The 22,797-nt window shown below is 72.1% G+C and carries 23 protein-coding genes and 1 tRNA gene; 14 read left to right on the forward strand and 10 right to left on the reverse strand.

Annotated features, from left to right (window positions below; translation table 11 throughout):
- Positions 1–26 precede the first annotated feature (26 nt).
- A complete protein-coding gene (locus ACZ60T_RS20450) occupies positions 27–551 on the reverse strand; it encodes an FHA domain-containing protein FhaB/FipA (RefSeq protein ID WP_365628713.1) in 525 nt (174 codons plus the stop codon).
- A 10-nt stretch (positions 552–561) separates the two neighbouring features.
- Positions 562–1,416, reverse strand: a complete 855-nt coding sequence (locus ACZ60T_RS20455) for an FhaA domain-containing protein (protein ID WP_469667134.1) — start codon at positions 1,414–1,416, stop codon at positions 562–564.
- Between the two features lie 632 nt (positions 1,417–2,048).
- Here ACZ60T_RS20455 and ACZ60T_RS20460 point away from each other — a divergent pair.
- Positions 2,049–2,135: transfer RNA gene (locus tag ACZ60T_RS20460), tRNA-Leu, on the forward strand.
- 453 nt (positions 2,136–2,588) lie between these two features.
- Positions 2,589–2,924 carry a helix-turn-helix transcriptional regulator gene (locus tag ACZ60T_RS20465; protein ID WP_365628707.1) on the forward strand — a complete coding sequence of 112 codons (336 nt, stop codon included), beginning with the start codon at positions 2,589–2,591 and terminating at the stop codon, positions 2,922–2,924.
- Here the strand turns inward: ACZ60T_RS20465 and ACZ60T_RS20470 are convergent.
- The gene (locus ACZ60T_RS20470; RefSeq protein WP_469667135.1) at positions 2,883–3,713 is read right to left on the reverse strand and encodes a hypothetical protein; all 831 of its coding nucleotides are present in this window, start codon (positions 3,711–3,713) and stop codon (positions 2,883–2,885) included. The two genes, ACZ60T_RS20465 and ACZ60T_RS20470, sit on opposite strands and share 42 nt — an antisense overlap.
- Before the next feature lie 301 nt (positions 3,714–4,014).
- Between ACZ60T_RS20470 and ACZ60T_RS20475 the strand changes: the two genes are divergently transcribed.
- Together ACZ60T_RS20475 and ACZ60T_RS20480 are read left to right on the forward strand one after the other, a co-directional pair.
- Positions 4,015–4,893, forward strand: coding sequence for a J domain-containing protein (locus tag ACZ60T_RS20475; protein WP_469667136.1), 879 nt, complete (start codon positions 4,015–4,017; stop codon positions 4,891–4,893).
- A 102-nt stretch (positions 4,894–4,995) separates the two neighbouring features.
- Positions 4,996–5,325 carry a rhodanese-like domain-containing protein gene (locus ACZ60T_RS20480; protein ID WP_469667362.1) on the forward strand — a complete coding sequence of 110 codons (330 nt, stop codon included), beginning with the start codon at positions 4,996–4,998 and terminating at the stop codon, positions 5,323–5,325.
- Positions 5,326–5,403: 78 nt separating this feature from the next.
- On the opposite strand, the gene ACZ60T_RS20485 is transcribed toward ACZ60T_RS20480, so the two are convergent.
- Genes ACZ60T_RS20485 through paaA form a run of 5 tightly spaced genes read right to left on the reverse strand, consistent with a single transcriptional unit; the run spans position 5,404 to position 9,047 of the window.
- The gene (locus ACZ60T_RS20485) at positions 5,404–6,468 is read right to left on the reverse strand and encodes a 2Fe-2S iron-sulfur cluster-binding protein (protein WP_469667137.1); all 1,065 of its coding nucleotides are present in this window, start codon (positions 6,466–6,468) and stop codon (positions 5,404–5,406) included.
- The gene (gene paaD, locus ACZ60T_RS20490; protein WP_469667138.1) at positions 6,468–7,010 is read right to left on the reverse strand and encodes a 1,2-phenylacetyl-CoA epoxidase subunit PaaD; all 543 of its coding nucleotides are present in this window, start codon (positions 7,008–7,010) and stop codon (positions 6,468–6,470) included. The genes ACZ60T_RS20485 and paaD overlap by 1 nt, the downstream gene beginning before the upstream one ends.
- Positions 7,004–7,723 (reverse strand): 1,2-phenylacetyl-CoA epoxidase subunit PaaC, encoded by a 720-nt coding sequence (paaC, locus tag ACZ60T_RS20495; protein WP_469667139.1) that lies wholly within the window; start codon positions 7,721–7,723, stop codon positions 7,004–7,006. The genes paaD and paaC overlap by 7 nt, the downstream gene beginning before the upstream one ends.
- Entirely contained in the window at positions 7,720–8,007 is a 288-nt protein-coding gene (paaB, locus tag ACZ60T_RS20500; protein ID WP_469667140.1) for a 1,2-phenylacetyl-CoA epoxidase subunit PaaB, read from the reverse strand. Before paaB ends, paaC begins: the two co-directional genes overlap by 4 nt.
- Positions 8,008–8,009: 2 nt before the next feature.
- Positions 8,010–9,047, reverse strand: a complete 1,038-nt coding sequence (gene paaA, locus ACZ60T_RS20505; protein WP_469667142.1) for a 1,2-phenylacetyl-CoA epoxidase subunit PaaA — start codon at positions 9,045–9,047, stop codon at positions 8,010–8,012.
- 289 nt (positions 9,048–9,336) lie between these two features.
- Between paaA and ACZ60T_RS20510 the strand changes: the two genes are divergently transcribed.
- The 3 genes from ACZ60T_RS20510 to ACZ60T_RS20520 are packed head-to-tail and all read left to right on the forward strand — an operon-like array spanning position 9,337 to position 12,141.
- Entirely contained in the window at positions 9,337–10,134 is a 798-nt protein-coding gene (locus ACZ60T_RS20510) for a DUF5819 family protein (RefSeq protein ID WP_469667143.1), read from the forward strand.
- Positions 10,131–11,354, forward strand: coding sequence for an HTTM domain-containing protein (locus tag ACZ60T_RS20515; RefSeq protein WP_469667144.1), 1,224 nt, complete (start codon positions 10,131–10,133; stop codon positions 11,352–11,354). The genes ACZ60T_RS20510 and ACZ60T_RS20515 overlap by 4 nt, the downstream gene beginning before the upstream one ends.
- Positions 11,355–11,373: 19 nt before the next feature.
- Positions 11,374–12,141: a TrmH family RNA methyltransferase gene (locus tag ACZ60T_RS20520; RefSeq protein WP_469667145.1), complete on the forward strand. Its 768-nt coding sequence runs from the start codon at positions 11,374–11,376 to the stop codon at positions 12,139–12,141.
- Positions 12,142–12,147: 6 nt separating this feature from the next.
- Here ACZ60T_RS20520 and paaN read toward each other — a convergent pair whose 3' ends face one another.
- Positions 12,148–13,839 carry a phenylacetic acid degradation protein PaaN gene (gene paaN, locus ACZ60T_RS20525; RefSeq protein ID WP_469667146.1) on the reverse strand — a complete coding sequence of 564 codons (1,692 nt, stop codon included), beginning with the start codon at positions 13,837–13,839 and terminating at the stop codon, positions 12,148–12,150.
- Between the two features lie 152 nt (positions 13,840–13,991).
- On the opposite strand from paaN, the gene ACZ60T_RS20530 reads away from it, so the two are divergent.
- Together ACZ60T_RS20530 and ACZ60T_RS20535 are read left to right on the forward strand one after the other, a co-directional pair.
- Positions 13,992–15,506, forward strand: a complete 1,515-nt coding sequence (locus tag ACZ60T_RS20530) for a 3-hydroxyacyl-CoA dehydrogenase (RefSeq protein WP_469667147.1) — start codon at positions 13,992–13,994, stop codon at positions 15,504–15,506.
- Positions 15,503–16,093, forward strand: a complete 591-nt coding sequence (locus ACZ60T_RS20535; protein WP_469667148.1) for a TetR/AcrR family transcriptional regulator — start codon at positions 15,503–15,505, stop codon at positions 16,091–16,093. The genes ACZ60T_RS20530 and ACZ60T_RS20535 overlap by 4 nt, the downstream gene beginning before the upstream one ends.
- A gap of 19 nt (positions 16,094–16,112) precedes the next feature.
- Here ACZ60T_RS20535 and ACZ60T_RS20540 read toward each other — a convergent pair whose 3' ends face one another.
- Positions 16,113–16,595: an Lrp/AsnC family transcriptional regulator gene (locus tag ACZ60T_RS20540; protein WP_252425461.1), complete on the reverse strand. Its 483-nt coding sequence runs from the start codon at positions 16,593–16,595 to the stop codon at positions 16,113–16,115.
- A gap of 188 nt (positions 16,596–16,783) precedes the next feature.
- Between ACZ60T_RS20540 and pdhA the strand changes: the two genes are divergently transcribed.
- Genes pdhA through ACZ60T_RS20565 form a run of 5 tightly spaced genes read left to right on the forward strand, consistent with a single transcriptional unit; the run spans position 16,784 to position 22,775 of the window.
- The gene (pdhA, locus tag ACZ60T_RS20545) at positions 16,784–17,929 is read left to right on the forward strand and encodes a pyruvate dehydrogenase (acetyl-transferring) E1 component subunit alpha (protein WP_469667149.1); all 1,146 of its coding nucleotides are present in this window, start codon (positions 16,784–16,786) and stop codon (positions 17,927–17,929) included.
- Entirely contained in the window at positions 17,926–18,930 is a 1,005-nt protein-coding gene (locus ACZ60T_RS20550; protein WP_469667150.1) for an alpha-ketoacid dehydrogenase subunit beta, read from the forward strand. The genes pdhA and ACZ60T_RS20550 overlap by 4 nt, the downstream gene beginning before the upstream one ends.
- A complete protein-coding gene (locus ACZ60T_RS20555; RefSeq protein WP_469667152.1) occupies positions 18,930–20,294 on the forward strand; it encodes a dihydrolipoamide acetyltransferase family protein in 1,365 nt (454 codons plus the stop codon). The genes ACZ60T_RS20550 and ACZ60T_RS20555 overlap by 1 nt, the downstream gene beginning before the upstream one ends.
- A gap of 58 nt (positions 20,295–20,352) precedes the next feature.
- The gene (locus ACZ60T_RS20560) at positions 20,353–21,276 is read left to right on the forward strand and encodes an NTP transferase domain-containing protein (RefSeq protein WP_469667153.1); all 924 of its coding nucleotides are present in this window, start codon (positions 20,353–20,355) and stop codon (positions 21,274–21,276) included.
- Complete coding sequence (locus tag ACZ60T_RS20565; RefSeq protein ID WP_469667154.1) at positions 21,273–22,775, forward strand: molybdopterin molybdotransferase MoeA; 1,503 nt, start codon at positions 21,273–21,275, stop codon at positions 22,773–22,775. The genes ACZ60T_RS20560 and ACZ60T_RS20565 overlap by 4 nt, the downstream gene beginning before the upstream one ends.
- The last annotated feature ends 22 nt before the right edge of the window (positions 22,776–22,797 follow it).

The raw sequence follows: 22,797 nt of genomic DNA on the forward strand, positions 1-22,797 counted from the left end.
GCTCGCTCCGCTCGCTCATTGTCGTACTACTTCCGCAGCTCGATGACGGTTTTGCCGATGCGGATCGGCGCGCCCGGCGGAATCGGTGTGGGGGTCGTCAGCCGGGACCGGTTGAGGTAGGTGCCGTTGGTGGACCCGAGGTCCTCGACGATCCACTGGCCGTTCTGGTCGGGGTAGATCCTGGCGTGGCGGCTGGAGGCGTAGTCGTCGTCCAGCACGATCGTGCTGTCGTGCGCGCGGCCGAGCGTGATCGTCTGGCCCTGCAACGCGACCGTGGTGCCCGTGAGGGAGCCCTCGGAGACGACCAGCTTCGTGGGGGCACCACGGCGCTGACGGCCGCCGCTCGACTGCTGGCGCTGCTGCGGGGGTGCCGCCGCCTGGCGGTTCTGCCGGGCGGCCTGCTGGGGCCGCCCCGCGTCCCGGCGTGAGCCGCGCTGTGTGACACGCGTTCCGAACAGGTCGCTGCGGATGACCTGCACGGCCACGATCACGAACAGCCACAGTACGGCCAGGAAACCCAGCCGCATGACCGTGAGGGTCAGCTCTGACATTGCCCCCGCTTCACCCTTCGGCTTGCCGGTAAATGATGGTGGTGCTGCCCACGACGATCCGCGAGCCGTCGCGGAGCGTAGCGCGGGTGGTGTGCTGCCCGTCCACCACGATGCCGTTGGTGGACCCGAGATCCTGGATCGTCGAGGGCGTTCCGGTCCGGATCTCACAGTGCCGGCGCGAGACGCCGGGGTCGTCGATCCGCACGTCGGCGTCGGTGCTGCGGCCCAGCACCAGCGTCGGGCGGGAGATCTGATGGCGGGTGCCGTTGATCTCGATCCAGTAGCGCGTGCGCCCGCCGCTCGTCGGTGCGGCGGGCGGCCGCTGGCCGTAGGGGGCGGCGCCGGGACGTCCGCCGCCGGGTGGCGGCGTGGACGGCAGGGGAGGGGCACCCGCGCCCGTGGGCGCGGGCGAGGCGGCCGGGGGGTAGCCGTAGCCGCCGGGGCTCTGCCGTCCGGCCGGAGAGGCGGACTGGGGAGCCTGTTGGTCGGCGGAGGAGGCGAGCGTACGGCTGCGCACCCGGTACAGGCCGGTGTCGAGATCCTCGGCCTTCTCCAGGTGGACCTTGATGGGGCCCATGAAGGTGTAGCGCTGCTGCTTGGCGTAGTCGCGCACCATGCCGGCGAGCTCGTCGCCGAGCTGGCCGGAGTAGGGGCTGAGGCGCTCGTAGTCCGGGGCGCTCAGCTCCACGATGAAGTCGTTGGGGACGACGGTCCGGTCGCGGTTCCAGATGGTCGCGTTGTTGTCGCACTCCCGCTGGAGCGCTCCGGCGATCTCCACTGGCTGGACCTCGGACTTGAACACCTTGGCGAAGGTGCCGTTGACCAGACCTTCGAGACGCTGCTCGAATTTCTTCAGGACTCCCATGGGGCACCTCCTCCTTCGTTGCCGTCCTGCGTACTGCTTACCTGGTACTGCTCACTGATCGTATCTACGCGCCGGAAAATCGGCTGGTTCCCCCTGTCGGCCCTGTCGAAGGGTGTCGACGCCTGCGGAGTTCCCTCCACAGGCCCCCTTCGAACTCCTTGTGCACGTAGTCCTGGCATGGATCGTAGAGGCGGCCGGAGACCAGTGTCCCGCACCGGAGTGCGGGCCCTGCCCGTCATCTGTAGAGATGAGCTGGACCGGTACGAGGTTGATACGTGAACCGGTTCACGTCGAGTCGTTGCCGGACTGTTGCGTGTGGGGTGTGCGGCGGTGTGGTGTGCGGTGTTGTGGCGTGGGGTGGGGAGTGAAGAGCGGTGGCGGGGCCGCCGTGGCCGGGGTCGTAGGGGGCGTTGATCGCACCCGGCGGCTCCCGGGACCGGGTCCGAGGGCCCGTCCCTCCCCGGCCGTGGGCCCCTGCTGCCGGGTCGTCGCTGGTCGGGCCGGGGATGGGCGGGGCGGGCGAGGGGGGCGGGCGGGAAAAGGGATGTGAAGTCACCCTGTCCACCGTGCTAATGTTCTCGATGTCGGAAGGCGCCAGCACCGCAAGGGCAGGAGCCGGAGACACACCCAATGCGCGGGTGGCGGAATAGGCAGACGCGCTGGATTCAGGTTCCAGTGCCCGCAAGGGCGTGGGGGTTCAACTCCCCCCTCGCGCACCACACGAGACGGGTCTCTGTCCGTGACGGAAGTCACGACAGGGGCCCGTTTCTCGTATGCCCGCAGATGTGAGTCATCGCACAGCCGGAAGGCGGGTGCGGCGGAGGCGGAGAGTGGCGACGGCGGCGAAGTCGGCCGTGAGCTATCTCACGAAGCGTGCTCGGGCGGCGTCCGGTGTCCGACGTCCATCGGGCGTCCGTCGTCAGTCGTCGTCCATCAGGTGTTCGGCGTCCGTCGTCGGGGGTCGGTCCCTGCTCCATTGCGGTACGCGCTCCAGCCAGGCATCGGTTGCCGTCAGAAGCCGACAAGTCGCAGGTCACCGGCACATCGACGGATCAGATCGCAACGCCGCACCCACAGATTTTGCGGCAACCGAGTTTTTAGCTAGAGCTAAAGGTGGCATCCTTGAGGCAGCGGCAACAACCGTTGCCCTGACGTGAGTTGGGGGTCATGTCATGAGCATCTTCGCTCGTAGCGAGAGCAACGCCGAGCCGGCCGGTGGGTATCTGGCACGGCAGGCGTCGGCCTCTCTCGCGGGCTTGCTGGCAGGGCTCGGGAAGTCGCGTACGGACCTTGCCAAAGCGATGGGCGTGAGCCCCGGTCGGGTCAGTCAGATCATGTCGGGGGACGCGAATCTGACGGTGCGCACCTTGGCCGCGGCCGCGGAAGCGCTGGGGGCCGACGTCGAGATCAGGTTCTCTCCCCGCCTTCCCTGTGCCGCGGATGAGCCTTCCGCGAGCCGCGGAGAGTCAACGCCGCTCCGTGGAAGCGGCGTCGCTACGCGTCGATGAGGCGCGACGGAGGCCGAACCGTCGGCGTTGCCGAGGCAGCGGTGAGCTGTGGAAGGCGTCGTCGGACAGCGACTTGGCGCGCAGGGTCTCGAGTTCGGGCTGTTCCGTACGGCGACCGTGCACATAGGCGAACAGCAACAGGTCTCCACAGCGGTTGAAGGCCTCGCCGAGAGCGCTGCGGCACTGATAGACCTCCTCGGCGGTGGGCTTGCGCATCCAGCCGCTGCGGAGGTCCCCGCAGGCCTCGTCGGTCCTCGTCTGCACATCAAGGGCGTGGACCATGGCCCGGTCCGCCTCTTCGAAGAGGCCGACGATCGCCTTGACGCGCGTGGGATGCCGGTCCATCAGATAGTTCTTGAGTTCGTGTACGAACACACGCAGATGTGTCGTCCTCTCGAAGCCTTCCAGGAACCGGTCGGACCAGGTGCGGGCGTCGAGTTGCATGCGGTACTCGAGGCGTTCCCTGAACCAGGCGAGGCCGAGCGTCATGTACTTGACGTAGGGCTGGGTCGTGTCGTCGGGCCTCTTGCGCGGCATGGTCGTGACACCGGTGGCCAGGCCGGCGGCGGCCGGAGGCAGCTTCGCCAGGTGTGGAAGCGCGAGCCCGGCGGCGACGCCGACGGCGCCGGTCAGCGCGAGGACCAGGAAGGTCAGGCCGGCGGATCGCCAACTGCCGAGGAGTCGGCCCTTGCCGACGGAATTGCGGGCCAGACCGACCCACGCGAGGCCGGCGCCGAGAGCGGCCGGTAACACGTAACCGGCAAGCCAGCCGTGGTGATTCCAGGTCATGAACGGCCCCAAGTCATGCATGGACGGGTGGGCCCTCGGGCAGGCGGAGGGCGAGCCGGGCTCCCCCTTGGCGTGTGCGGCCCGGCACTCGCGCTGCGGACCCATGGCCCGGGGCGGCAGCGACTGTCCGCAGATGATGTCATCCGCCGTCTCGCCACGGCATTACGTTGAGCGACAATCGGCCACGGAGCGCGGTGTTCCAGCCACCGCGTGCGTCGGCACGGTGACGCCTCTGACTCCGCTTGTCGCAGAGGGCTGTACGCGCGCGTCGGCCCTCCGCGCCGTGTCATACGCTGGTCCGGTGACGACGCCCGAAGCCGAGCAGAGCGAATCCGTGTCCGCCGTCGAGGAGCCGGTCGGCGGCGGCCCGGGGGACGCCGGGGACACCGGAGCGGACGGCGCGGAGACGCGCCCCGAAGAGCGGCTGGAGCGGGCCGTACGGGCCGCCGAGCAGGCGTTGATCGAGTACGAGATCGCCGTGGAGACCTTCCGCATCGAGGTCGAGAACTTCTCGCGGCTGCACCACCAGAAGCTCGGGCCGATGTACGCGCGCCTCGATGAGCTGGAGGCGGAGATCGCCGAGGCGACGGCCGCCCGTACCGGCGACCCCGAGGACATACGCCGCGCCCACGAGGCACGCGCCCGGGTCATGCCGATTCCGGGCGTCGAGGAGCTGTTCCATGGCTGGATGGACTCCGGTGGTCTGTTCCCGGAGGCCCAGGCCATGCTGACCGACCAGCCCGTACGGCCCCCGCAGCGCGTCCGCCCCAGCGAGGAGGCCCGCAGGCTCTACCGCGAACTCGCCCGCAAGGCCCATCCGGACCTCGCCCAGGGCGAGGACGAGCGCAAGCGGCGCGACGAGTTCATCGCGCGGGTCAACGCCGCCTACGGCCGCGGTGACGAGGCGCTGCTGCGGGAGCTCGCGCAGGAGTGGGAGGCCGGGCCCGCCCCCGAGGTGCGCGGGCCGAGCCGCGGCGAGGAGCTGTACGCCCGCCTCGAATGGCTCGCCCAGCGCAAGGAGTTGATCTCCGTCGTCGCCCGCGAGCTGGAGGAGGGCGCGATCGGCTCGATGCTCCGGCTCGCCCCCGACGACCCCGACCGTCTCCTCGAAGAGATCGCGGAGCAATTGCTGGTCCAGGTCGCGCAGAAGGAAGCCGAGCTGGCGGCGCTGCGCGGCTGAGAGGCCGTGCACCGTGCGCCTCGGCCAGGGCCAGGTCCGTCGGGGCCGGGTCCGTCGGTCGCGGTGTCGGGTAGCGTCGGGGGTATGCGTTTCGGAGCTGGTGTGCCCACGGTCGAGGTCGCGGACCTCAAGGACGGCGACTTCCTGCTGGATGTCCGTGAGGACAACGAGTGGCAGGCGGGTCATGCCGAGGGGGCGCTGCACATTCCCCTCAGTGAATTCGCCGCGCGCTACGGCGAGTTCACCCAGGCCGCGCCGCAGGACGGCCGGGTCCATGTGATCTGCCGCTCCGGTGGCCGTTCGGCCCAGGTGACGATGTACCTGGTCCAGCAGGGCATCGAGGCGGTCAATGTCGACGGCGGCATGCAGGTCTGGGCCGCCGCGGGCCGCCCTGTCCTGGACGACAAGGGTGCGCCGGGCATCGTGCTGTAGCCCGGCCCGCGGGCCCCTCCCGGAGGGGCCCGACCGGTGTCCGCAGCGAGCGCGTCCTTGTCCTTCCGGTCGCGGGTCCTACCGGTCGAAGTCCAGCTCCACCGTCTCCGTGAGCGGATGCGACTGGCAGGCCAGTACATAGCCCGCCTCGGTCTCCTCCGGCTCCAGCGCGAAGTTGCGGTCCATCCGCACCTCGCCCGAGACCAGGAAGGCCCGGCAGGTCCCGCACACCCCGCCCTTGCAGGCGTAGGGCGCGTCAGGGCGGTTGCGCAGCACCGTCTCCAGCAGCGACTCACCGTCGTCGACCGGCCAGGTTCCGCCGCGTCCGTCCAGCCGCGCGGTCACCGTGCTGTGCGCGAGGGACGGTACGGGCGGTGCGGCCACGGAGCCGTCGTCCACATGGAAGATCTCCTCGTGGATACGGGTCCGCCGCACCCCGAGCCCCCGCAGCGCGCGCTCCGCGGACTGCACCAGTCCGAACGGCCCGCACAGGAACCAGCCCGCGACGCTCTCCACCGGCAGCAGCGTCGGCAGCAGCCCGGACAGCCGCTCCTCGTCGAGCCGCCCGGTCGGCAGGCCTGCCTGCTGTTCCTCCCGGGAGAGCGCGGTCACCAACTGGAACCGGTCGGGGAATCGGTCCTTCAGATCGGCGACCTCCTCCAGGAACATGGTCGAGGCGGACGTCCGGTCGCTGCGGACGAGGCAGAACCGCGCCCCGGGCTCCCGGTCCAGCAGGGTCGCCACGATCGACAGCACGGGCGTGATCCCACTGCCGCCCACCACGGCCGCGTACAGCCCGGGTGCGGGCTCCAGCGTGAACCCTCCGGCCGGGGTCATCACCTCCAGCTCGTCGCCGACCGCGATCTCCTTGAGCGCGTACGGGGAGAAGGCGCCGCCTTCCACCAGCCGCACCCCGACCCGCAGGGTGCGCGGGCCCTCCTCGTCCGGGGTCGGTGCGGGGGAGCAGATCGAGTAGGTGCGGCGTATCTCCGTGCCGTCGACGATGCGGCGCAGGGCGAGATGCTGGCCGGGCGCGTGCCGGTACTCCTCGCGCAGGCCGGGCGGCACGGCGAAGGTCAGGGCCACGGAGTCCTCGGTGAGCCGGTCGACCGCGGCCACGGGGAGCGAGTGGAACCGAGCCATCACAGCTCCTTGAAGTGGTCGAACGGTTCGCGGCAGGTCAGACAGCGGCGCAGGGCCTTGCACGCGGTGGACGAGAAGCGGCTGAGCAGTTCGGTCTCGGCGGACCCGCAGTGCGGGCAGCACACGGGACCGTCCGGCTCGGGGGAGGCGGCGACCGTATGCGTCGGGCCCAGTCGCACCGCCACCGGTCCGGACGCCTGCGGGCGGTTCGGGCGCGGGGGCGCGATCCCGAACTCCCGCAGTTTGCGGCGGCCTTCGGCGGTGATGTCGTCCGTCGACCAGGCGGGCGTGAGTACCGTGCGCACGACGACCTCGCGCATGCCGTGCTCACGCAGCACCCGCTGTATGTCCTGGGACATCGTCTCGACCGCGGGGCAGCCCGTGTAGGTCGGGGTCAGCTCTACCTCCACCGCGTCCGTACCGCGCGCGTGGACGGCCCGTACGACGCCCAGGTCCGCCAGCGTGAGCGTGGGCAGCTCCGGATCGGGGACGGAACCGGCGAGCCGGAGCAGTTCCTCTTCGAGAGCCGTGACCGTCACCATGACGCCCCCGGGTGGCTGCGGTGCAGATGCTGCATCTCCGCGAGCATCCGCCCGAAGGGTTCGGTGTGCAGCCCCTGCCGTCCCGCGCCCGCGGTCCACGCCCCGGACCGCGGACCCTCGGGGACCTCCAGGGTGGCGCGGCGCAGCGTGTCACTCACCGACGCCAGCCAGGCGGCCTGCATCTCGGCCCAGTCGACCTCCACGCCCTCGATCGGCTGGAACATCTCTCCGGTGAACCGCCACAGCGCGTCGCAGGCGCGGCGCATCCGCTCATGGCTCTGCGCCGTGCCGTCGCCGAGCCGCAGGGTCCACTGCTCGGCGTGGTCCTGGTGGTAGGCGACCTCCTTGACCGCTTTGGCCGCCAGGCCCGTGAACTCACTCTCCTGCGCTGCGAGTTGGGTGTAGAGCAGGCGCTGGTAAGTGGAGAAGTAGAGCTGACGGGCGATGGTGTGGGCGAAGTCGCCGTTGGGCTGCTCGACCAACTGGAGGTTACGGAAGGAGCGTTCCTCGCGGAGGTAGGCCAGGTCGTCCTCGTCGCCCGCCAGGGACAGCAGCACTCGCGCCTGGCCCAGCAGATCCAGCGCGATATTGGCGAGGGCGACCTCCTCCTCCAGCTCCGGGGCATGTCCTGCCCACTCCCCCAGGCGGTGCGAGAGCACCAGGGCATCGTCGCCGAGGGCCAGAGCGGCCCCGGTGTGCGCGGTGACGGTCACAGGTGCTTCACCCCTTCCGGGATCTCGTAGAACGTCGGGTGCCGGTAGGGCTTGTCGGCGGACGGTTCGAAGAACGCGTCCTTCTCGTCGGGTGAGGACGCGGTGATCGCGGTGGACGGCACGACCCAGATCGAGACGCCTTCGCCGCGCCGTGTGTACAGGTCGCGGGCGTTGCGCAGGGCCAGCTCCGCGTCGGGGGCGTGCAGGCTGCCCGCGTGGGTGTGCGAGAGGCCGCGGCGCGAGCGCACGAAGACCTCCCACAGGGGCGATTGCTCGGTCGTCATCGTCACGCCTTCCCGTTCATGTCGGCCGTGTCCGCCGACGGTTCGACGGCCGCGCCTGTCGCGCCGTTGTGCTTCGCCGCGTACGCCGCGGCGGCCTCCCGTACCCACGCGCCCTCGTCGTGGGCCTTCCTGCGCTGGGATATCCGCTGGTCGTTGCAGGGGCCGTTGCCCTTGATGACCTCGCGGAACTCCGCCCAGTCGATGGGGCCGAAGTCGTAGTGCCCGCGCTCCTCGTTCCAGCGCAGGTCGGGGTCGGGGAGCGTGAGGTTCAGCGACTTCGCCTGGGGGACGCAGATGTCGATGAAGCGCTGGCGCAGCTCGTCGTTCGAGTGCCGCTTGATCTTCCAGGCCATCGACTGCGCGGAGTGCGCGGACTCGTCGTCGGGCGGGCCGAACATCATCAGGGACGGCCACCACCAGCGGTCCACGGCGTCCTGTGCCATGGCGTGCTGCTCGGGGGTGCCCTGGCTGAGGGCCAGCAGCAGTTCGTACCCCTGGCGCTGGTGGAACGACTCCTCCTTGCAGACGCGGACCATCGCGCGGGCGTACGGGCCGTAGGAACAGCGGCACAGGGGCACCTGGTTGGTGATCGCGGCGCCGTCCACCAGCCAGCCGATGGCGCCGACGTCGGCCCAGGTCAGCGTCGGGTAGTTGAAGATCGACGAGTACTTCTGGCGGCCGGTGTGCAGCTTGTCGAGCAGCTCCTCGCGGCTGACGCCGAGCGTTTCCACGGCGCTGTAGAGATACAGCCCATGGCCCGCCTCGTCCTGGACCTTGGCCATCAGGATCGCCTTGCGGCGCAGGGAGGGCGCGCGCGAGATCCAGTTGGCCTCCGGCTGCATGCCGATGATCTCGGAATGCGCATGCTGGGCGATCTGCCGGACCAGGGTGGAGCGGTAGGCATCGGGCATCCAGTCGCGCGGTTCGATGCGCTCGTCGGCGGCCACGGCGGCGTCGAAGACGGCCTCGTACACCGTCGTGTCGGCCTCTGGTACCGCGCCGTCCACGCGGGCCGTGCGGTGGGCTGCTGCTGACGCCATGCGGTCCCCCTCGACCACTCTCTGTCTCCCGACCGATCGTTCGGTCCGGTCGATTCCATGGTGCGGTGAGCCACGTAGGGTGTCAACCGCTGTGGATAACCTCCGAGTCCTGTTGGGCCGCTGTGTCCATCCGGCTGTGCGGGGCGGGTGGGGCTGAGTACCGTTCCGGTGCGGACACCGTGGTGGGAACCGCGCACAGGCGGGGGCCGACCGCGCCGCCCATGGCGGAGACGGCGGACGGACCCGGGCCGACGGCGCCGGGGCGGGGAAGCTCGAAAGACGGGACGGGATGGACGCGTACGACGAGGAACCGGGCGCCCGGGAGGCCGAGCCGGACGGCTCCGACGCCCCGGTGCCCCCGCCGCCCGAGGACGGTGCGCGCGACGTCCCCCCGGTCCCGCCGGGTGAACACTCAGCGGGTCCGCGGGAGGGGAGCACCGGTATAGCCGCCCTGTCCCCGCACTACCGCGTCGCCGCCGCGCTGGCGCTCGTGGCCATCGCCGCCGTCTCCGCCGTGCACCTCGGCATGGTGTTCCTGCACGTCGCGCCCCCGAACACCGTCACCAAGCAGCACAGCAAGGCGATCGACGACTGGATCTACCCGGAGTTCGAGCAGAACTGGAAGCTGTTCGCGCCCAATCCCCTGCAGCAGAACATCGACGTCCAGGTCCGCGCCGAGGTGCTCACCCCGGACGGCGGCGGGCGGACGACCGGCTGGTACGACCTGTCCGCGCGCGACGGCGAGGCCATCGCGGGCAACCTCCTGCCGAGCCACACCCAGCAGAACGAACTGCGCCGCGCCTGGGACTTCTACGTCACCTCGCACGACGGCCGGAACCGGCCCCAGGGCCCGCGCGGTGCCCTCTCCGAGAGCTATCTGCGCCGTGTCGTCCTGCTGCGTCTGGACCGTGAGCGCAGCGCCCTGCGCCCCGGCGAGACCGTCGACCGCGTCCAGGTCCGTTCCCGCACCACCAACGTGCCCTCCCCTCGATGGAGCGACGAGCGAGTGCCCACCGCGCCCGTGTACCGGCATCTGCCCTGGTGGCCGCTGCCCGCCGACGACGGGACGGGGGCGGGTGCCCGGTGAACCGCGTCGTCCGCTCCGCCGCACGCGGCATCAGCCGTCTCACCGACGCGCCCCTCGGCCCGTACCAGAGCGCGGTCGTCCGCATCGGCTTCGCCACCACCTGGCTGCTGTTTCTGCTGCGCGAGTTCCCGCACCGGCAGGAGATGTACGGGCCCGACGGCCCCTGGAGCTGGGACCTGGCCCGGCAACTCGTCGCCGGCAACCACGCGTTCACGGTCCTGCTGTGGTCCGACAGCCAGGTGTGGTTCCAGGCGGTGTACTTCCTCGCCCTGCTCTCGAGCGCCCTGCTGCTGGTCGGCTGGCGCACCCGCACGATGTCCGTGCTGTTCATGGTGGGTGTCCTGTCGCTGGAGAACCGCAGCGTCTTCATGGGAGACGGGGGCGACAACGTCCTCCACCTGATGTCGATCTATCTGGTGTTCACGCGCTGCGGGCAGGTGTGGTCGCTGGACGAGCGGCGCGCCCGGCGGGCCCGCGCGGGGGACGAGCGGCTCCGTCCCGACCGGGTCGGACCGGCCCTGTGGGGGATGCTCGGCTGTGTGCTGGCCCTGGCGACGGTGGCGGGCCGGATGAGCGGCGGCTGGCTGACTCTCTTCTGGGGGCTGTGGGCCGTGCAGGCCCTGTGGTGGTACGTCGCTCGGCGCGCGCCGCACGCCGAGCCGCGGATCCTGCTGGACATCGTGGGCAACCTCGTCCACAACGCCGCCCTGTTGATGATCATGGCCGAGGCCTGTCTGATCTATTCGACCGCCGGCTGGTACAAGATCCAGGGTTCGCGCTGGCAGGACGGCACGGCCGTCTACTACCCGCTGCACCTCGACGCCTTCTCGCCCTGGCCCGCCCTGTCCGACCTGTTGTCCTCGCACGGGGTGATGGTGCTGCTGGTGACGTACGCGACGGTCGTCGCGCAGGTCGCCTTCCCGTTCACCCTGTTCAACCGGCGGGTGAAGAACGTGCTGCTGGCGTTCTTGATGACCGAGCACCTGGTGATCGCCGTGGTGCTCGGGCTGCCGTTCTTCTCGCTCACGATGATCGCGGCGGACGCCGTGTTCCTGCCGACGTCCTTCCTGCGACGGCTGGGCGGCTGGACGGCGCGCGTGAGGAGACGGGCGGTCGCCGCGCTCGTACGCCGTGAGCGGCCCGGCGGCCCGCAGCCGCAGGCCGAGGAGGCGGCGGACTCCGCGCAGGCCGACCCCGCGCAGGTGGGCTCGGCCGTCTGAGCCCCGTAGGCTGCACTGCATGATGGATCCGTCCCGCAGCACCGACCCGCTGAGCCTGTGGCACCGGCTCGCCGACGCCTCGGTCCTGCTCGACGGCTTCCACGCGCTCAAGCACGCGCTGCGCTTCGCGGCGCGCGTGCCCGTCGCCGTCACCACCGACCGGGCGGCGACGCTCGCCCTGGCCGGTGAACTGGCCCCCGACGTACGGGAGTCCCTGGAGGCGCTCCTGACGGAGGTCCCGGAGGCCACGTACCGCGCGCTGGTGCCGCGCCCGCATCCCACCGGGGTCGCCGCGCTGGCCGTGCGCCCCTCGCGTGAGGCCGCCCTGGAGACGCTCCGGCGCATCCCCCGCACCGCCCCGGTCGTCGTCCTCGACAACCCGCGCAACCTCGGCAACGCGGGGGCGGTGATCCGGCTCGCGGCCGGCTTCGGCGTGACCGGAGTCGTCACGACCGGCACGCTCGACCCCTGGCATCCCACGGTCGTGCGCGGCGGCGCCGGGCTGCACTTCGCCACCGCCGTGGAGCGGCTGGCCGTGACCGAGCTGCCGCCGGGGCCGGTGTTCGCGCTGGACCCGGAGGGCGACGACATCCGGGGGCTGAAGCTGCCGGACGACGCCGTGCTCGCGTTCGGCTCCGAGCGCACCGGCCTGTCCGCCGACCTGCGCGCCCGCACCGACCATCTCGTGTCGCTGCCGATGCGCCCCCAAGTCTCCAGCTACAACCTCGCGACCAGCGTGGCCATGACGCTGTACCACTGGAGCATGACCGGGAGCGCACCGGTCTGAGCGGCCTCACGCCTCCCGGCGCACCTCCACCACCCGGAAGCGGTTCGCCACGAACGCCCCGTCGCACAGGGCCGCGTTGGCCGCGGGGTTGCCGCCCGAGCCGTGGAAGTCGGAGAAGGCGGCCGTCTGGTTGACGTACACCCCGCCGGTGAGGTTGAGCGAGAGCTGGGCGCACTCCTCCAGGCAGACCTCCTCGACGGCCCGCTCGATCTCCTCGGAGGTGGTGTACGCGCCGACGGTCATCGCGCCCTTGTCCCTGACGGTGCGCCGCAGCAACTCCACCGCGTCCTGGGCCGAGTCGACCGCGACGGCGAAGGACACCGGGCCGAAGCACTCGCTCAGGTAGGCGGCCTCGGCCTCCGGCTTCGCGCCGTCGAGCTTCACGATCAGGGGGGTGCGGACGACCGCCTTCGGGAAGTCCGGGTTGACGATCTCCCGTGAGGCCAGGGCGACTTCGCCGAGACCGGTGGCCGCCTCCAGGCGGGCCGTGACGTCGGGGTTCACGATCGCGCCGAGCAGACCGTTCGCGCGCGCGTCGTCGCCGAGCAGGCCGCCGACCGCCCGCGCGAGATCCGCGACCACGTCGTCGTACGACTTCGGGCCCTCGTCGGTGGTGATGCCCGCCCGCGGGATCAGGAGGTTCTGCGGGGTGGTGCACATCTGGCCGCTGTACAGCGACAGGGAGAACGCGAGGTTCGACAGCATCCCCTTGTAGCTGTCGGTGGACTCCACGAGCACCGTGTTGACGCCGGCCTTCTCCGTGTAGACCTGGGCCTGGCGGGCGTTGGCCTCCAGCCAGTCACCGAACGCCGTGGAGCCCGTGTAGTCGATGATCCGGATCTCCGGGCGCACGGCCAGGGTCTTCGCGATGCCCTCACCGGGACGCTCGGCGGCCAGCGCCACCAGGTTCGGGTCGAAGCCCGCCTCGGCCAGGACCTGACGGGCCACCCGCACGGTGAGCGCGAGCGGCAGCACCGCGCGCGGGTGGGGCTTCACCAGGACCGCGTTGCCCGTGGCCAGGGACGCGAACAGGCCCGGGAAGCCGTTCCACGTCGGGAAGGTGTTGCAGCCGATGACCAGCGCGATGCCGCGCGGGACGGGCGTGAACTCCTTGGTGAGCGCCAGGGGGTCGCGCTTGCCCTGGGGCTTGGTCCACTCCGCGGTGCCGGGCGTGCGGACCTGCTCCGCGTACGCGTACGCCACCGCCTCCAGGCCTCGGTCCTGTGCGTGCGGGCCGCCCGCCTGGAACGCCATCATGAAGGCCTGGCCGCTGGTGTGCATGACCGCGTGCGCGAATGCGTGCGTCCGGTCGCTGATGCGCTTGAGGATCTCCAGACACACCACCGCGCGGGTCTCCGCGCCCGCGTCGCGCCATGCCCGCTGTCCCGCGCGCATGGCGGGCAGCAGGACGTCGATGTCCGCGTGGGGATAGCTGATGCCCAGCTCGATCCCGTACGGCGACAGCTCCTCGCCGGTCCAGTCGTCCGTGCCGGGCTGGCCGAGGTCCATACGGGTGCCGAGCAGGGCGTCGAAGGCGGCCTTGCCCGCCGCGGCGTCCAGGCTGCCGTTCTCCCCGTAGGCCTTGGGATGCTCGGGGTGCGGGGACCAGTACGCGCGGGTCCGGATCGCGTCCAGGGCCCGGTCGAGGGTGGGGCGGTGCTGGGCGATCAGCTCGTGCGCGGTGAGTTCGGCGGCCATGTCGGGGACCAACTCCTCGTCTTGTGAGCTCTTCTCATGAAGCTCGTGACCTGGGCAGGAACAGCCGGACAGAGTTAGAGTAACCGAACGATCGGTCGGGACAAGGGGGTCCGCCGCATCTGTGGAAAACCCTGTGCGGGAGGATCGCGTTCATGACAGCACTCGACCTCAGCAGCCCCGTGGCCGTAGTCGGCACGGGCACCATGGGCCAGGGCATAGCCCAGGTCGCGCTGGTCGCGGGCCACCCCGTGCGGCTGTACGACGCCGCGCCCGGCCGCGCCCAGGAGGCGGCCGACGCGATCGGCGCCCGCCTCGACCGGCTCGTCGAGAAGGGCCGGCTCACCGGCGCCGGGCGTGACGCGGCGCGGGCCCGCCTGGTGCCCGCCGGGCATCTGACCGAGCTGGCGGACTGCTCGCTCGTCATCGAGGCGGTCCTGGAGCGCCTCGAGGTGAAGCAGCGCCTGTTCGGGGAGCTGGAGGACATCGTCGGCGAGGACTGCCTGCTCGCCACCAACACCTCCTCCCTGTCCGTGACCGCCATCGGCGGCGCGCTGCGCCACGCCGGTCGCCTCGTCGGCCTGCACTTCTTCAACCCGGCGCCGCTGCTGCCGCTCGTGGAGGTCGTCTCCGGGTTCGCCACCGACGTCACCTCGGCCACGCGCGCGTACGAGACCGCCCGCGCCTGGGGCAAGACGCCGGTCGCCTGCGCGGACACCCCCGGCTTCATCGTCAACCGCATCGCGCGGCCCTTCTACGCCGAGGCGTTCGCGGCCTACGAGACACAGGCCGCCGACCCGGCCACCATCGACGCGATCCTGCGCGAGTCGGGCGGCTTCCGGATGGGCGCCTTCGAACTGACCGATCTGATCGGCCAGGACGTCAACCAGTCCGTCACCCACTCGGTGTGGGAGTCCTTCTTCCAGGACGTGCGCTTCACGCCCTCGCTCGTCCAGCGACGGCTGGTCGAGTCGGGCCGCCTCGGCCGCAAGACCGGGCAGGGCTGGTACGCGTACGGGGACGGCGCCGAGCGCCCCGAGCCGCACACCGCGGAGAAGGCGCAGGCGCCCGCGTACGTCGTCGTCGAGGGCGACCTCGGGCCCGCCGCGGACCTCCTCGCGCTGATCCGTGAGGCGGGCATATCCGTGCGCGAGGACGGGGAGGACCACGGGACGCGCCTGGTGCTGCCGAGCGGCGGCCAACTGGTCCTCGCCGACGGACAGACCTCCGTCGAGTTCCGCGACGTCGTCTACTTCGACCTGGCGCTCGACTACCGCGAGGCCACCCGTATCGCCCTGTCCGCCTCCCAGGACACCTCCCCGCAGACGCTCGCCGAGGCCACCGGGCTCTTCCAGGCACTCGGCAAGGACGTCAGCGTCATCGGGGACCTGCCCGGCATGATCGTCGCCCGGACGGTGGCCCGGATCATCGACCTGGCGCACGACGCGGTCGCCAAGGGCGTGGCCACCGAGGAGGACATCGACACCGCGATGCGCCTGGGCGTCAACTACCCCCTCGGCCCCTTCGAGTGGGGCCGCAGGCTCGGCCGCGGCTGGGCCTACAGCCTGCTCGAGGACCTGCACCCGCGCGACCCCGGCGGCCGGTACGCGCCGTCCCTCGCGCTCTACCGTCACGCCTACGCCTCCGAGGACCGGGAGGGCACCTCATGACCACGGCCAAGCGCGACACGTACACCCCGGAGAGCCTGCTCTCGGTCGCCGTGCAGGTCTTCAACGACCGCGGCTACGACGGCACCTCCATGGAGCATCTCTCCCGGGCCGCCGGCATCTCCAAGTCGTCGATCTACCACCATGTCGCGGGCAAGGAGGAGCTGCTGCGCCGCGCCGTCAGCAGGGCGCTGGACGGCCTCTTCGGCATCCTCGACGAGGAGCACGCGCGCGTGGGGCGCGCGGTGGAGCGGCTGGAGTACGTCGTCCGGCGCATGGTCGAGGTGCTCACGGCCGAACTGCCGTATGTGACGCTGCTGCTGCGCGTACGGGGCAACACCGCCACCGAGCGGTGGGCCCTGGAGCGGCGCCGCGAGTTCGACCACCGCGTCGCCGAGCTGCTCAAGGCGGCGGCGGCCGACGGGGACGTACGCGGCGATGTGGAGGTACGGCTCGCGACCCGGCTGGTGTTCGGGATGATCAACTCGATCGTGGAGTGGTACCGGCCGGACGGGCGCGGCATGGGTGAGCGGGAAGTCGCCGACGCCGTCGTGCAGTTGGTCTTCTCGGGGCTGCACAGGAGCCGCTGAGGGCGGCCGTCCGCCGAGGTCAGTTCTCCGGGTCCAGGTCCTCCTCCTCGAAGACCAGCAGGGTGCGTGTGCTGAGTACTTCGGGGATGGCCTGGAGCTTGGTGAGGACCAGTTCGCGCAGTGCCCTGTTGTCGGTCGTGTGCACCAGCAGCAGGACGTCGAAGTCGCCGCCCACGAGGGAGATATGGGAGGCGCCGGGCAGCAGACGGAGCTGCTCGCGCACCGCGCGCCAGGAGTTCTGCACGATCTTCAGCGTGATGTACGCCGACGTGCCCTGGCCCGCGCGCTCGTGGTTCACGCGCGCCCCGAAGCCGCGGATCACGCCGTCCTCGATGAGGCGGTTGATCCGCGCGTACGCGTTGGCGCGCGAGACATGGACGCGCTCGGCGACCGACCGTATCGAGGCGCGGCCGTCCGCCTGGAGGATCTGGAGGATGTCCTGATCGATGCCGTCGAGGGGCCGCGCGGGCGGCGCCATGCCCGGCTCAGGAGGTTCGGCCATTTGTTCAGATGCCATGTGCCCCCGCCTCTTTACCATGGACGTACTGCGTCCATCTCAGGCTGTGGAGAACCGTTTGTCCACAGCCTGGAGGCACCTGTAGCCAAAATGTGCCGTCGACCGAACAATCGGTAGGTGAGGCGCATCACACCCGTGGCGCGTCGAAGCCGCTCCCACGAGGAGGTGCCGTCATGACGGTCATGGAGCAGCGGGGTGCCTACCGGCCCACGCCGCCGCCCGCCTGGCAGCCCCGCACGGACCCCGCGCCGCTGCTGCCCGACGCGCTGCCCCACCGCGTTCTCGGCACCGAGGCGGCGGCCAGGACCGACCCCGAGCTGCTGCGCCGGCTGTACTCCCACCTGGTGCGGGGCCGCCGCTACAACGCGCAGGCGACGGCGCTCACCAAGCAGGGCCGACTGGCCGTCTACCCCTCCAGCACCGGGCAGGAGGCCTGCGAGGTCGCCGCCGCGCTCGTCCTGGAGGAGCGCGACTGGCTCTTCCCCAGCTACCGCGACACGCTCGCCGCCGTCGCGCGCGGGGTGGACCCCGTCGAGGCCCTGACCCTGCTGCGCGGCGACTGGCACACCGGCTACGACCCCTACACGCACCGCGTGGCGCCGCTGAGCACCCCGCTGGCCACTCAGCTTCCGCACGCGGTGGGCCTCGCGCACGCCGCGCGTCTGAAGGGCGACGACGTGGTCGCGCTCGCGATGGTCGGCGACGGCGGCACCAGCGAGGGCGACTTCCACGAGGCCCTGAACTTCGCCGCGGTCTGGCAGGCACCGGTCGTCTTCCTGGTCCAGAACAACGGCTTCGCGATCTCGGTCCCGCTCGCCAAGCAGACGGCCGCGCCCACCCTGGCCCACAAGGCCGTCGGCTACGGCATGCCGGGCCGCCTGGTCGACGGCAACGACGCGGCGGCCGTGCACGAGGTCCTCGCCGAGGCCGTACGGCGCGCGCGTGAGGGCGGCGGCCCCACGCTCGTCGAGGCGGTGACGTACCGCATCGACGCCCACACCAACGCCGACGACGCGACCCGCTACCGCGGCGAGGACGAGGTCGAGGCCTGGCGCGACCACGACCCGATCCTGCTGCTGGAGCGGGAGTTGACGGAACGCGAGCTGCTGGACGAGGACGCGATACACACCGCGCGCGAGGACGCGGAGACGATGGCGGCGGACCTGCGGGCGCGGATGAACCAGGACCCGGTGCTCGACCCCATGGAGCTCTTCGCCCAGGTGTACGCACAGCCCACCCCCCAGCTCCTGGAGCAGCGGGCCCAGTTGCGGGCCGAGCTGGACGCCGAGGCCGCGGGGCCGGAAGGAGCCGGACGATGACGACCGTTGCCCTCAAGCCGGCCACCATGGCCCAGGCCATCACGCGCGCGTTGCGCGACTCTCTGGCGGCCGACCCGTCCGTGCACGTCCTGGGCGAGGACGTGGGCGCGCTCGGCGGTGTCTTCCGGATCACCGACGGGCTCACCGCGGAGTTCGGCGAGGACCGCTGCACGGACACGCCGCTCGCCGAGGCGGGCATCCTCGGCACCGCCGTCGGCATGGCGATGTACGGCCTCAGGCCGGTCGTGGAGATGCAGTTCGACGCGTTCGCCTATCCCGCGTTCGAGCAGGTGGTCAGCCATGTCTCGCGCATGCGCAATCGCACGCGCGGCGCGATGCCGCTGCCGATCACCATCCGCGTCCCCTACGGGGGCGGCATCGGCGGCGTCGAGCACCACAGCGACTCCTCCGAGGCGTACTACATGGCCACTCCGGGGCTCCATGTCGTCACGCCCGCGACCGTCGCCGACGCGTACGGGCTGCTGCGCGCCGCCATCGCCTCCGACGACCCGGTGGTCTTCCTGGAGCCGAAGCGGCTGTACTGGTCGAAGGACACGTGGAACCCCGAGGAGCCCGAGGCGGTCGCCCCGCTGGGCCGCGCGGTGGTGCGTCGACCGGGCCGCAGCGCCACGCTGATCACCTACGGCCCCTCGGTGCCGGTCTGTCTGGAGGCGGCCGAGGCGGCGCGGGCCGAGGGCTGGGACCTCGAAGTCGTCGATCTGCGCTCCCTGGTGCCCTTCGACGACGAGACGGTGACCGCGTCCGTACGCCGGACGGGCCGGGCCGTGGTGGTGCACGAGGCGACCGGATTCGGCGGGCCGGGCGGCGAGATCGCCGCGCGCGTGACCGAGCGCTGCTTCCACCACCTGGAGGCGCCGGTGCTGCGGGTGGCCGGGTTCGACATCCCCTATCCGCCGCCGATGCTGGAGCGCCACCACCTCCCGGGGGTCGACCGGATCCTCGACGCCGTGGGACGCCTGCAGTGGGAGGCGGAGAACTGATGGCTCAGGTGCTGGAGTTCAAGCTGCCGGACCTCGGCGAGGGGCTGACCGAGGCGGAGATCGTCCGCTGGCTGGTGCGGGTCGGGGACGTGGTCGCGATCGACCAGCCGGTGGTCGAGGTCGAGACGGCCAAGGCGATGGTCGAGGTGCCCTGCCCCTACGCGGGCGTGGTCACGGCCCGCTTCGGCGAGGAGGGCACGGAACTGCCCGTCGGCGCACCGCTGGTGACGGTCGCCGTCGGCGCCCCCGACGAAGCGGCCGACGAGCCCTCCGGGAACGTACTGGTCGGGTACGGCACATCGGCGCCCTCGGCCCGGCGCCGCCGGGTACGGGCACCGCAGCCCGGCGCACGGCTCACGGACGGGGCGCCTCGCGCGGACGAACCCACCGCGGTGGCGGTCGCCGAGACGCCGATGTCCACCACACCCAGCCCGCCCGCCCCGGAGCATGCGGCCGACCCGAGGCGCCCCGACGGGCCCGTCCCGGTGATCTCCCCGCTCGTGCGCAGGCTCGCGCGCGAGAACGGCGTGGATCTGCGGCGGTTGGCGGGCTCGGGCCCCGACGGGCTGATCCTGCGGGCGGATGTGGAGGGCGCCCTCAGGAACGGGAACGGACAGGCCGCGGACACGGCAGGGACCCGTGCACCGGGAGCACCCGCCACCCCGGCCGCGCAGGACGCAGGCACCCGGGTCCCTCTCCGGGGCGTGCGCGGCGCTGTCGCCGACAAGCTCTCCCGGAGCCGGCGCGAGATCCCCGACGCCACCTGCTGGGTGGACGCCGACGCCACGGAGCTCCTGCGCGCGCGGGCGGCCATGAACGCGACGGGGCCCAAGATCTCCCTGCTCGCGTTGCTCGCCCGGATCTGCACCGCCGCGCTCGCCCGGTTCCCCGAACTCAACTCCACCGTCGACATGGAGGCCAGGGAGGTCGTCCGGCTCGACCGGGTGCATATCGGGTTCGCCGCGCAGACCGAGCGGGGGCTCGTCGTCCCGGTCGTACGGGACGCGCACACGCGGGACGCCGAGGCGCTGACCGCCGAGTGCGCGCGGCTGACCGAGGCCGCGCGCGCCGGAACCCTCGCGCCGTCCGAACTCACCGGCGGGACCTTCACGCTGAACAACTACGGGGTGTTCGGCGTCGACGGCTCCACGCCGATCATCAACCACCCCGAGGCGGCCATGCTCGGCGTCGGCCGTATCGTCCCCAAGCCCTGGGTGCACGACGGGGAGTTGGCGATACGGCAGGTCGTGCAGCTCTCGCTGACCTTCGACCACCGGGTGTGCGACGGCGGCACGGCGGGCGGCTTCCTGAGGTACGTCGCGGACTGCGTGGAACAGCCGGCGGTGCTGCTGCGCACGCTCTGAGCACAGGTGCTGAGGGGGGCGGGGTGGCGGTGATCCACGGGGCGCCCATACTCGGTGCATGACGTCGTACGGGACAGCGGGCGCCGAGGAGTTCGACGCCGTGGTGCTCGCGGGCGGCGCGGCGCGGCGGCTCGGCGGGGTCGACAAGCCCGGGGTGCGGGTCGGCGGGCGGGCGCTGCTCGACCGCGTACTGACGGCGTGCTCCGGCGCGGCCACCACGGTGGTCGTGGCCGAGCCCCGGCCCACCGCGCACGCCGTGGTCTGGGCCCGCGAGGAGCCGCCGGGCGGCGGTCCGGTCGCCGCGCTCGACGCGGGCTTGCGACGGACCACCGCCGCGCACGTGGTCGTGCTCTCCGCCGACCTGCCGTTCCTGGAACAGGCGACGGTACGGCGGCTGTCGGACGCCCTGCGGGCGAGCGACGCCGAAGGGGCGCTGCTCACCGATCCCGAGGGGCGCGATCAGCCGCTGGTCGCCGCCTACCGCGCTGCGGCGCTGCGCCGGGAGCTGGACCGACTCACCACCGCGGACCCCGGCGGTTCCCGTCCTGGCGAGCCCGCCACAGGCATCGGGCGGCGCGGGCTCGCCGGTCTCCCCTTGCGGCGTCTGGTCGCGGGCCTCGACCTCACCCGCGTCCGCGACGCGCTCGCGTCCTTCGACTGCGACACCTGGGGCGATATCGCCGCCGCCCGATCACGGATCAGGGAGCATGGGCACGTGTTGGATGAATGGATCTCCTCAGCCAAGGACGAGTTGGGCATCGACCTCGACGTCGACACCGCCGCTCTCCTCGATCTCGCGCGGGACGCCGCGCACGGTGTCGCGCGCCCCGCGGCCCCGCTGACGACCTTCCTCATCGGCTACGCCGCCGCACAGGCCGGAGGCGGGCCCGAGGCGGTCGCCGAGGCCGTGCGCAAGGCCGCCGCGCTGGCCCGGCGATGGGCGGACGAGGCCGCCGCCGAGGCCGCGCCGGACGCCGGATGACCCGTCGAGGTGTCCCGGGGCGCCCGGACGTCCCGGACACCGAGGAACGCTACGTGGAGGAGGCCCTGGCCGTGGTCGACGACAGCGGTGGGCGCGGCCGTCAGGAGGTCCGCCCCGGCCGCCGGTCCGAGGACCGGCGCGTGCTGGAGCAGCACGACCTCGACGTCGAAGAGGCCCTCGCCCTCGTACGGAACCTGGGCCCGCGCGCCGCGGGCGCCGAGGACTCCGTCCACGTGCGACAGGCCGGGGCCGACCCCTCCCGTACCGGGTCCGGGCACAGCGCCACCTCCTGGCCCGAGGCCCGCGCCGCCGCCGAGCGAGCCGCACACTCCGTGCGACAACGCGAATCCGTCGCCGTCCCCCTCGACGACGCGCTCGGGCTGGTGCTCGCCGCACCTCTCACCGCCCTCACCGACCTCCCCGCCTTCGACACCTCGGCCATGGACGGCTGGGCCGTCGCGGGACCCGGCCCCTGGGCCGTACGGGAGGAGGGCATCCTCGCCGGGCACGCGGAAGCGGCGCCCCTCGGGGACGGCGAGGCCGCGCGGATCGCCACCGGCGCGCGTGTCCCACCGGACACCACGGCCGTCCTGCGCAGCGAACACGGGCGCACGGACGACAAGGGGCGGCTGCACGCCACTGCCCCGGCTCTCGGCCCCGGTCGCGGCGGGGGGACGACCTCGACGGTCGCGCACGGGCAGGACATCCGGCCCCGCGGCCAGGAGTGCCACGCCGGTGACCAGCTTCTTCCTCCGGGCACCCGCGTCACCCCGGCCGTGCTGGGGCTCGCCGCGGCGGCCGGGTACGACACCCTCCGCACGCTGCCGCGTCCGCAGGTCGACGTCCTGGTCCTGGGTGACGAGCTGCTCACGCGGGGGCTGCCCGAGGACGGTCTGATCCGGGACGCGCTCGGCCCCATGCTGCCGCCATGGCTGCGCGCGCTCGGCGCGGACGTGCTGAGCGTCCGCAGGCTCGGCGACGACGCCGAGGCGCTGCGCCAGGCGGTCGTCTCCTCCCGGGCCGACCTGATCGTCACCACGGGCGGCACGGCCGCGGGGCCCGTCGACCATGTCCACCCCACCCTGCGCCGTATCGACGCCGCACTCCTCGTCGACGGGGTGAAGGTGCGGCCAGGACATCCCATGCTGCTCGCCCGCACCCGCGAGGACCAGCACCTCGTCGGGCTGCCCGGCAACCCCCTGGCGGCTGTCTCCGGCCTGCTCACGCTCGCGGAACCGCTGCTGCGCATCCTCGCGGGCCGGGCGGCCCCGGAGCCGTACGTCCTGCCGTTGCAGGACTCCGTCCAGGGGCACCCGTACGACACACGGCTCGTCCCCGTCGTCGTACGAGGTGAGCGGGCCGTGCCGCTGCGCTACCAGGGTCCGGCCATGCTGCGGGGCATCGCCGCCGCCGACGGCCTGGCCGTCGTCCCGCCGGGCGGCGCGCGGCTCGGGGAGGACGTGGAACTCCTCGATCTGCCCTGGGCCGTGGTGGGGTGAGCCGGACCGGGGAGCGTTTCAC

The sequence above is a fragment of the Streptomyces sp. NPDC104371 genome, from assembly GCF_055583785.1.

What these genes read in the sequence shown, in the direction of transcription:
- ACZ60T_RS20450 (WP_365628713.1), bottom strand. Translation starts at nt 551, where the DNA reads ATGTCAGAGCTGACCCTCACGGTCATGCGGCTGGGTTTCCTGGCCGTA.
- ACZ60T_RS20455 (WP_469667134.1), bottom strand. Translation starts at nt 1,416, where the DNA reads ATGGGAGTCCTGAAGAAATTCGAGCAGCGTCTCGAAGGTCTGGTCAAC.
- ACZ60T_RS20465 (WP_365628707.1), top strand. Translation starts at nt 2,589, where the DNA reads ATGAGCATCTTCGCTCGTAGCGAGAGCAACGCCGAGCCGGCCGGTGGG.
- ACZ60T_RS20470 (WP_469667135.1), bottom strand. Translation starts at nt 3,713, where the DNA reads ATGACCTGGAATCACCACGGCTGGCTTGCCGGTTACGTGTTACCGGCC.
- ACZ60T_RS20485 (WP_469667137.1), bottom strand. Translation starts at nt 6,468, where the DNA reads ATGGCTCGGTTCCACTCGCTCCCCGTGGCCGCGGTCGACCGGCTCACC.
- paaD (WP_469667138.1), bottom strand. Translation starts at nt 7,010, where the DNA reads ATGGTGACGGTCACGGCTCTCGAAGAGGAACTGCTCCGGCTCGCCGGT.
- paaB (WP_469667140.1), bottom strand. Translation starts at nt 8,007, where the DNA reads ATGACGACCGAGCAATCGCCCCTGTGGGAGGTCTTCGTGCGCTCGCGC.
- paaA (WP_469667142.1), bottom strand. Translation starts at nt 9,047, where the DNA reads ATGGCGTCAGCAGCAGCCCACCGCACGGCCCGCGTGGACGGCGCGGTA.
- ACZ60T_RS20510 (WP_469667143.1), top strand. Translation starts at nt 9,337, where the DNA reads ATGGACGCGTACGACGAGGAACCGGGCGCCCGGGAGGCCGAGCCGGAC.
- ACZ60T_RS20520 (WP_469667145.1), top strand. Translation starts at nt 11,374, where the DNA reads ATGATGGATCCGTCCCGCAGCACCGACCCGCTGAGCCTGTGGCACCGG.
- paaN (WP_469667146.1), bottom strand. Translation starts at nt 13,839, where the DNA reads ATGGCCGCCGAACTCACCGCGCACGAGCTGATCGCCCAGCACCGCCCC.
- ACZ60T_RS20530 (WP_469667147.1), top strand. Translation starts at nt 13,992, where the DNA reads ATGACAGCACTCGACCTCAGCAGCCCCGTGGCCGTAGTCGGCACGGGC.
- ACZ60T_RS20535 (WP_469667148.1), top strand. Translation starts at nt 15,503, where the DNA reads ATGACCACGGCCAAGCGCGACACGTACACCCCGGAGAGCCTGCTCTCG.
- ACZ60T_RS20540 (WP_252425461.1), bottom strand. Translation starts at nt 16,595, where the DNA reads ATGGCCGAACCTCCTGAGCCGGGCATGGCGCCGCCCGCGCGGCCCCTC.
- pdhA (WP_469667149.1), top strand. Translation starts at nt 16,784, where the DNA reads ATGACGGTCATGGAGCAGCGGGGTGCCTACCGGCCCACGCCGCCGCCC.
- ACZ60T_RS20550 (WP_469667150.1), top strand. Translation starts at nt 17,926, where the DNA reads ATGACGACCGTTGCCCTCAAGCCGGCCACCATGGCCCAGGCCATCACG.
- ACZ60T_RS20555 (WP_469667152.1), top strand. Translation starts at nt 18,930, where the DNA reads ATGGCTCAGGTGCTGGAGTTCAAGCTGCCGGACCTCGGCGAGGGGCTG.
- ACZ60T_RS20560 (WP_469667153.1), top strand. Translation starts at nt 20,353, where the DNA reads ATGACGTCGTACGGGACAGCGGGCGCCGAGGAGTTCGACGCCGTGGTG.
- ACZ60T_RS20565 (WP_469667154.1), top strand. Translation starts at nt 21,273, where the DNA reads ATGACCCGTCGAGGTGTCCCGGGGCGCCCGGACGTCCCGGACACCGAG.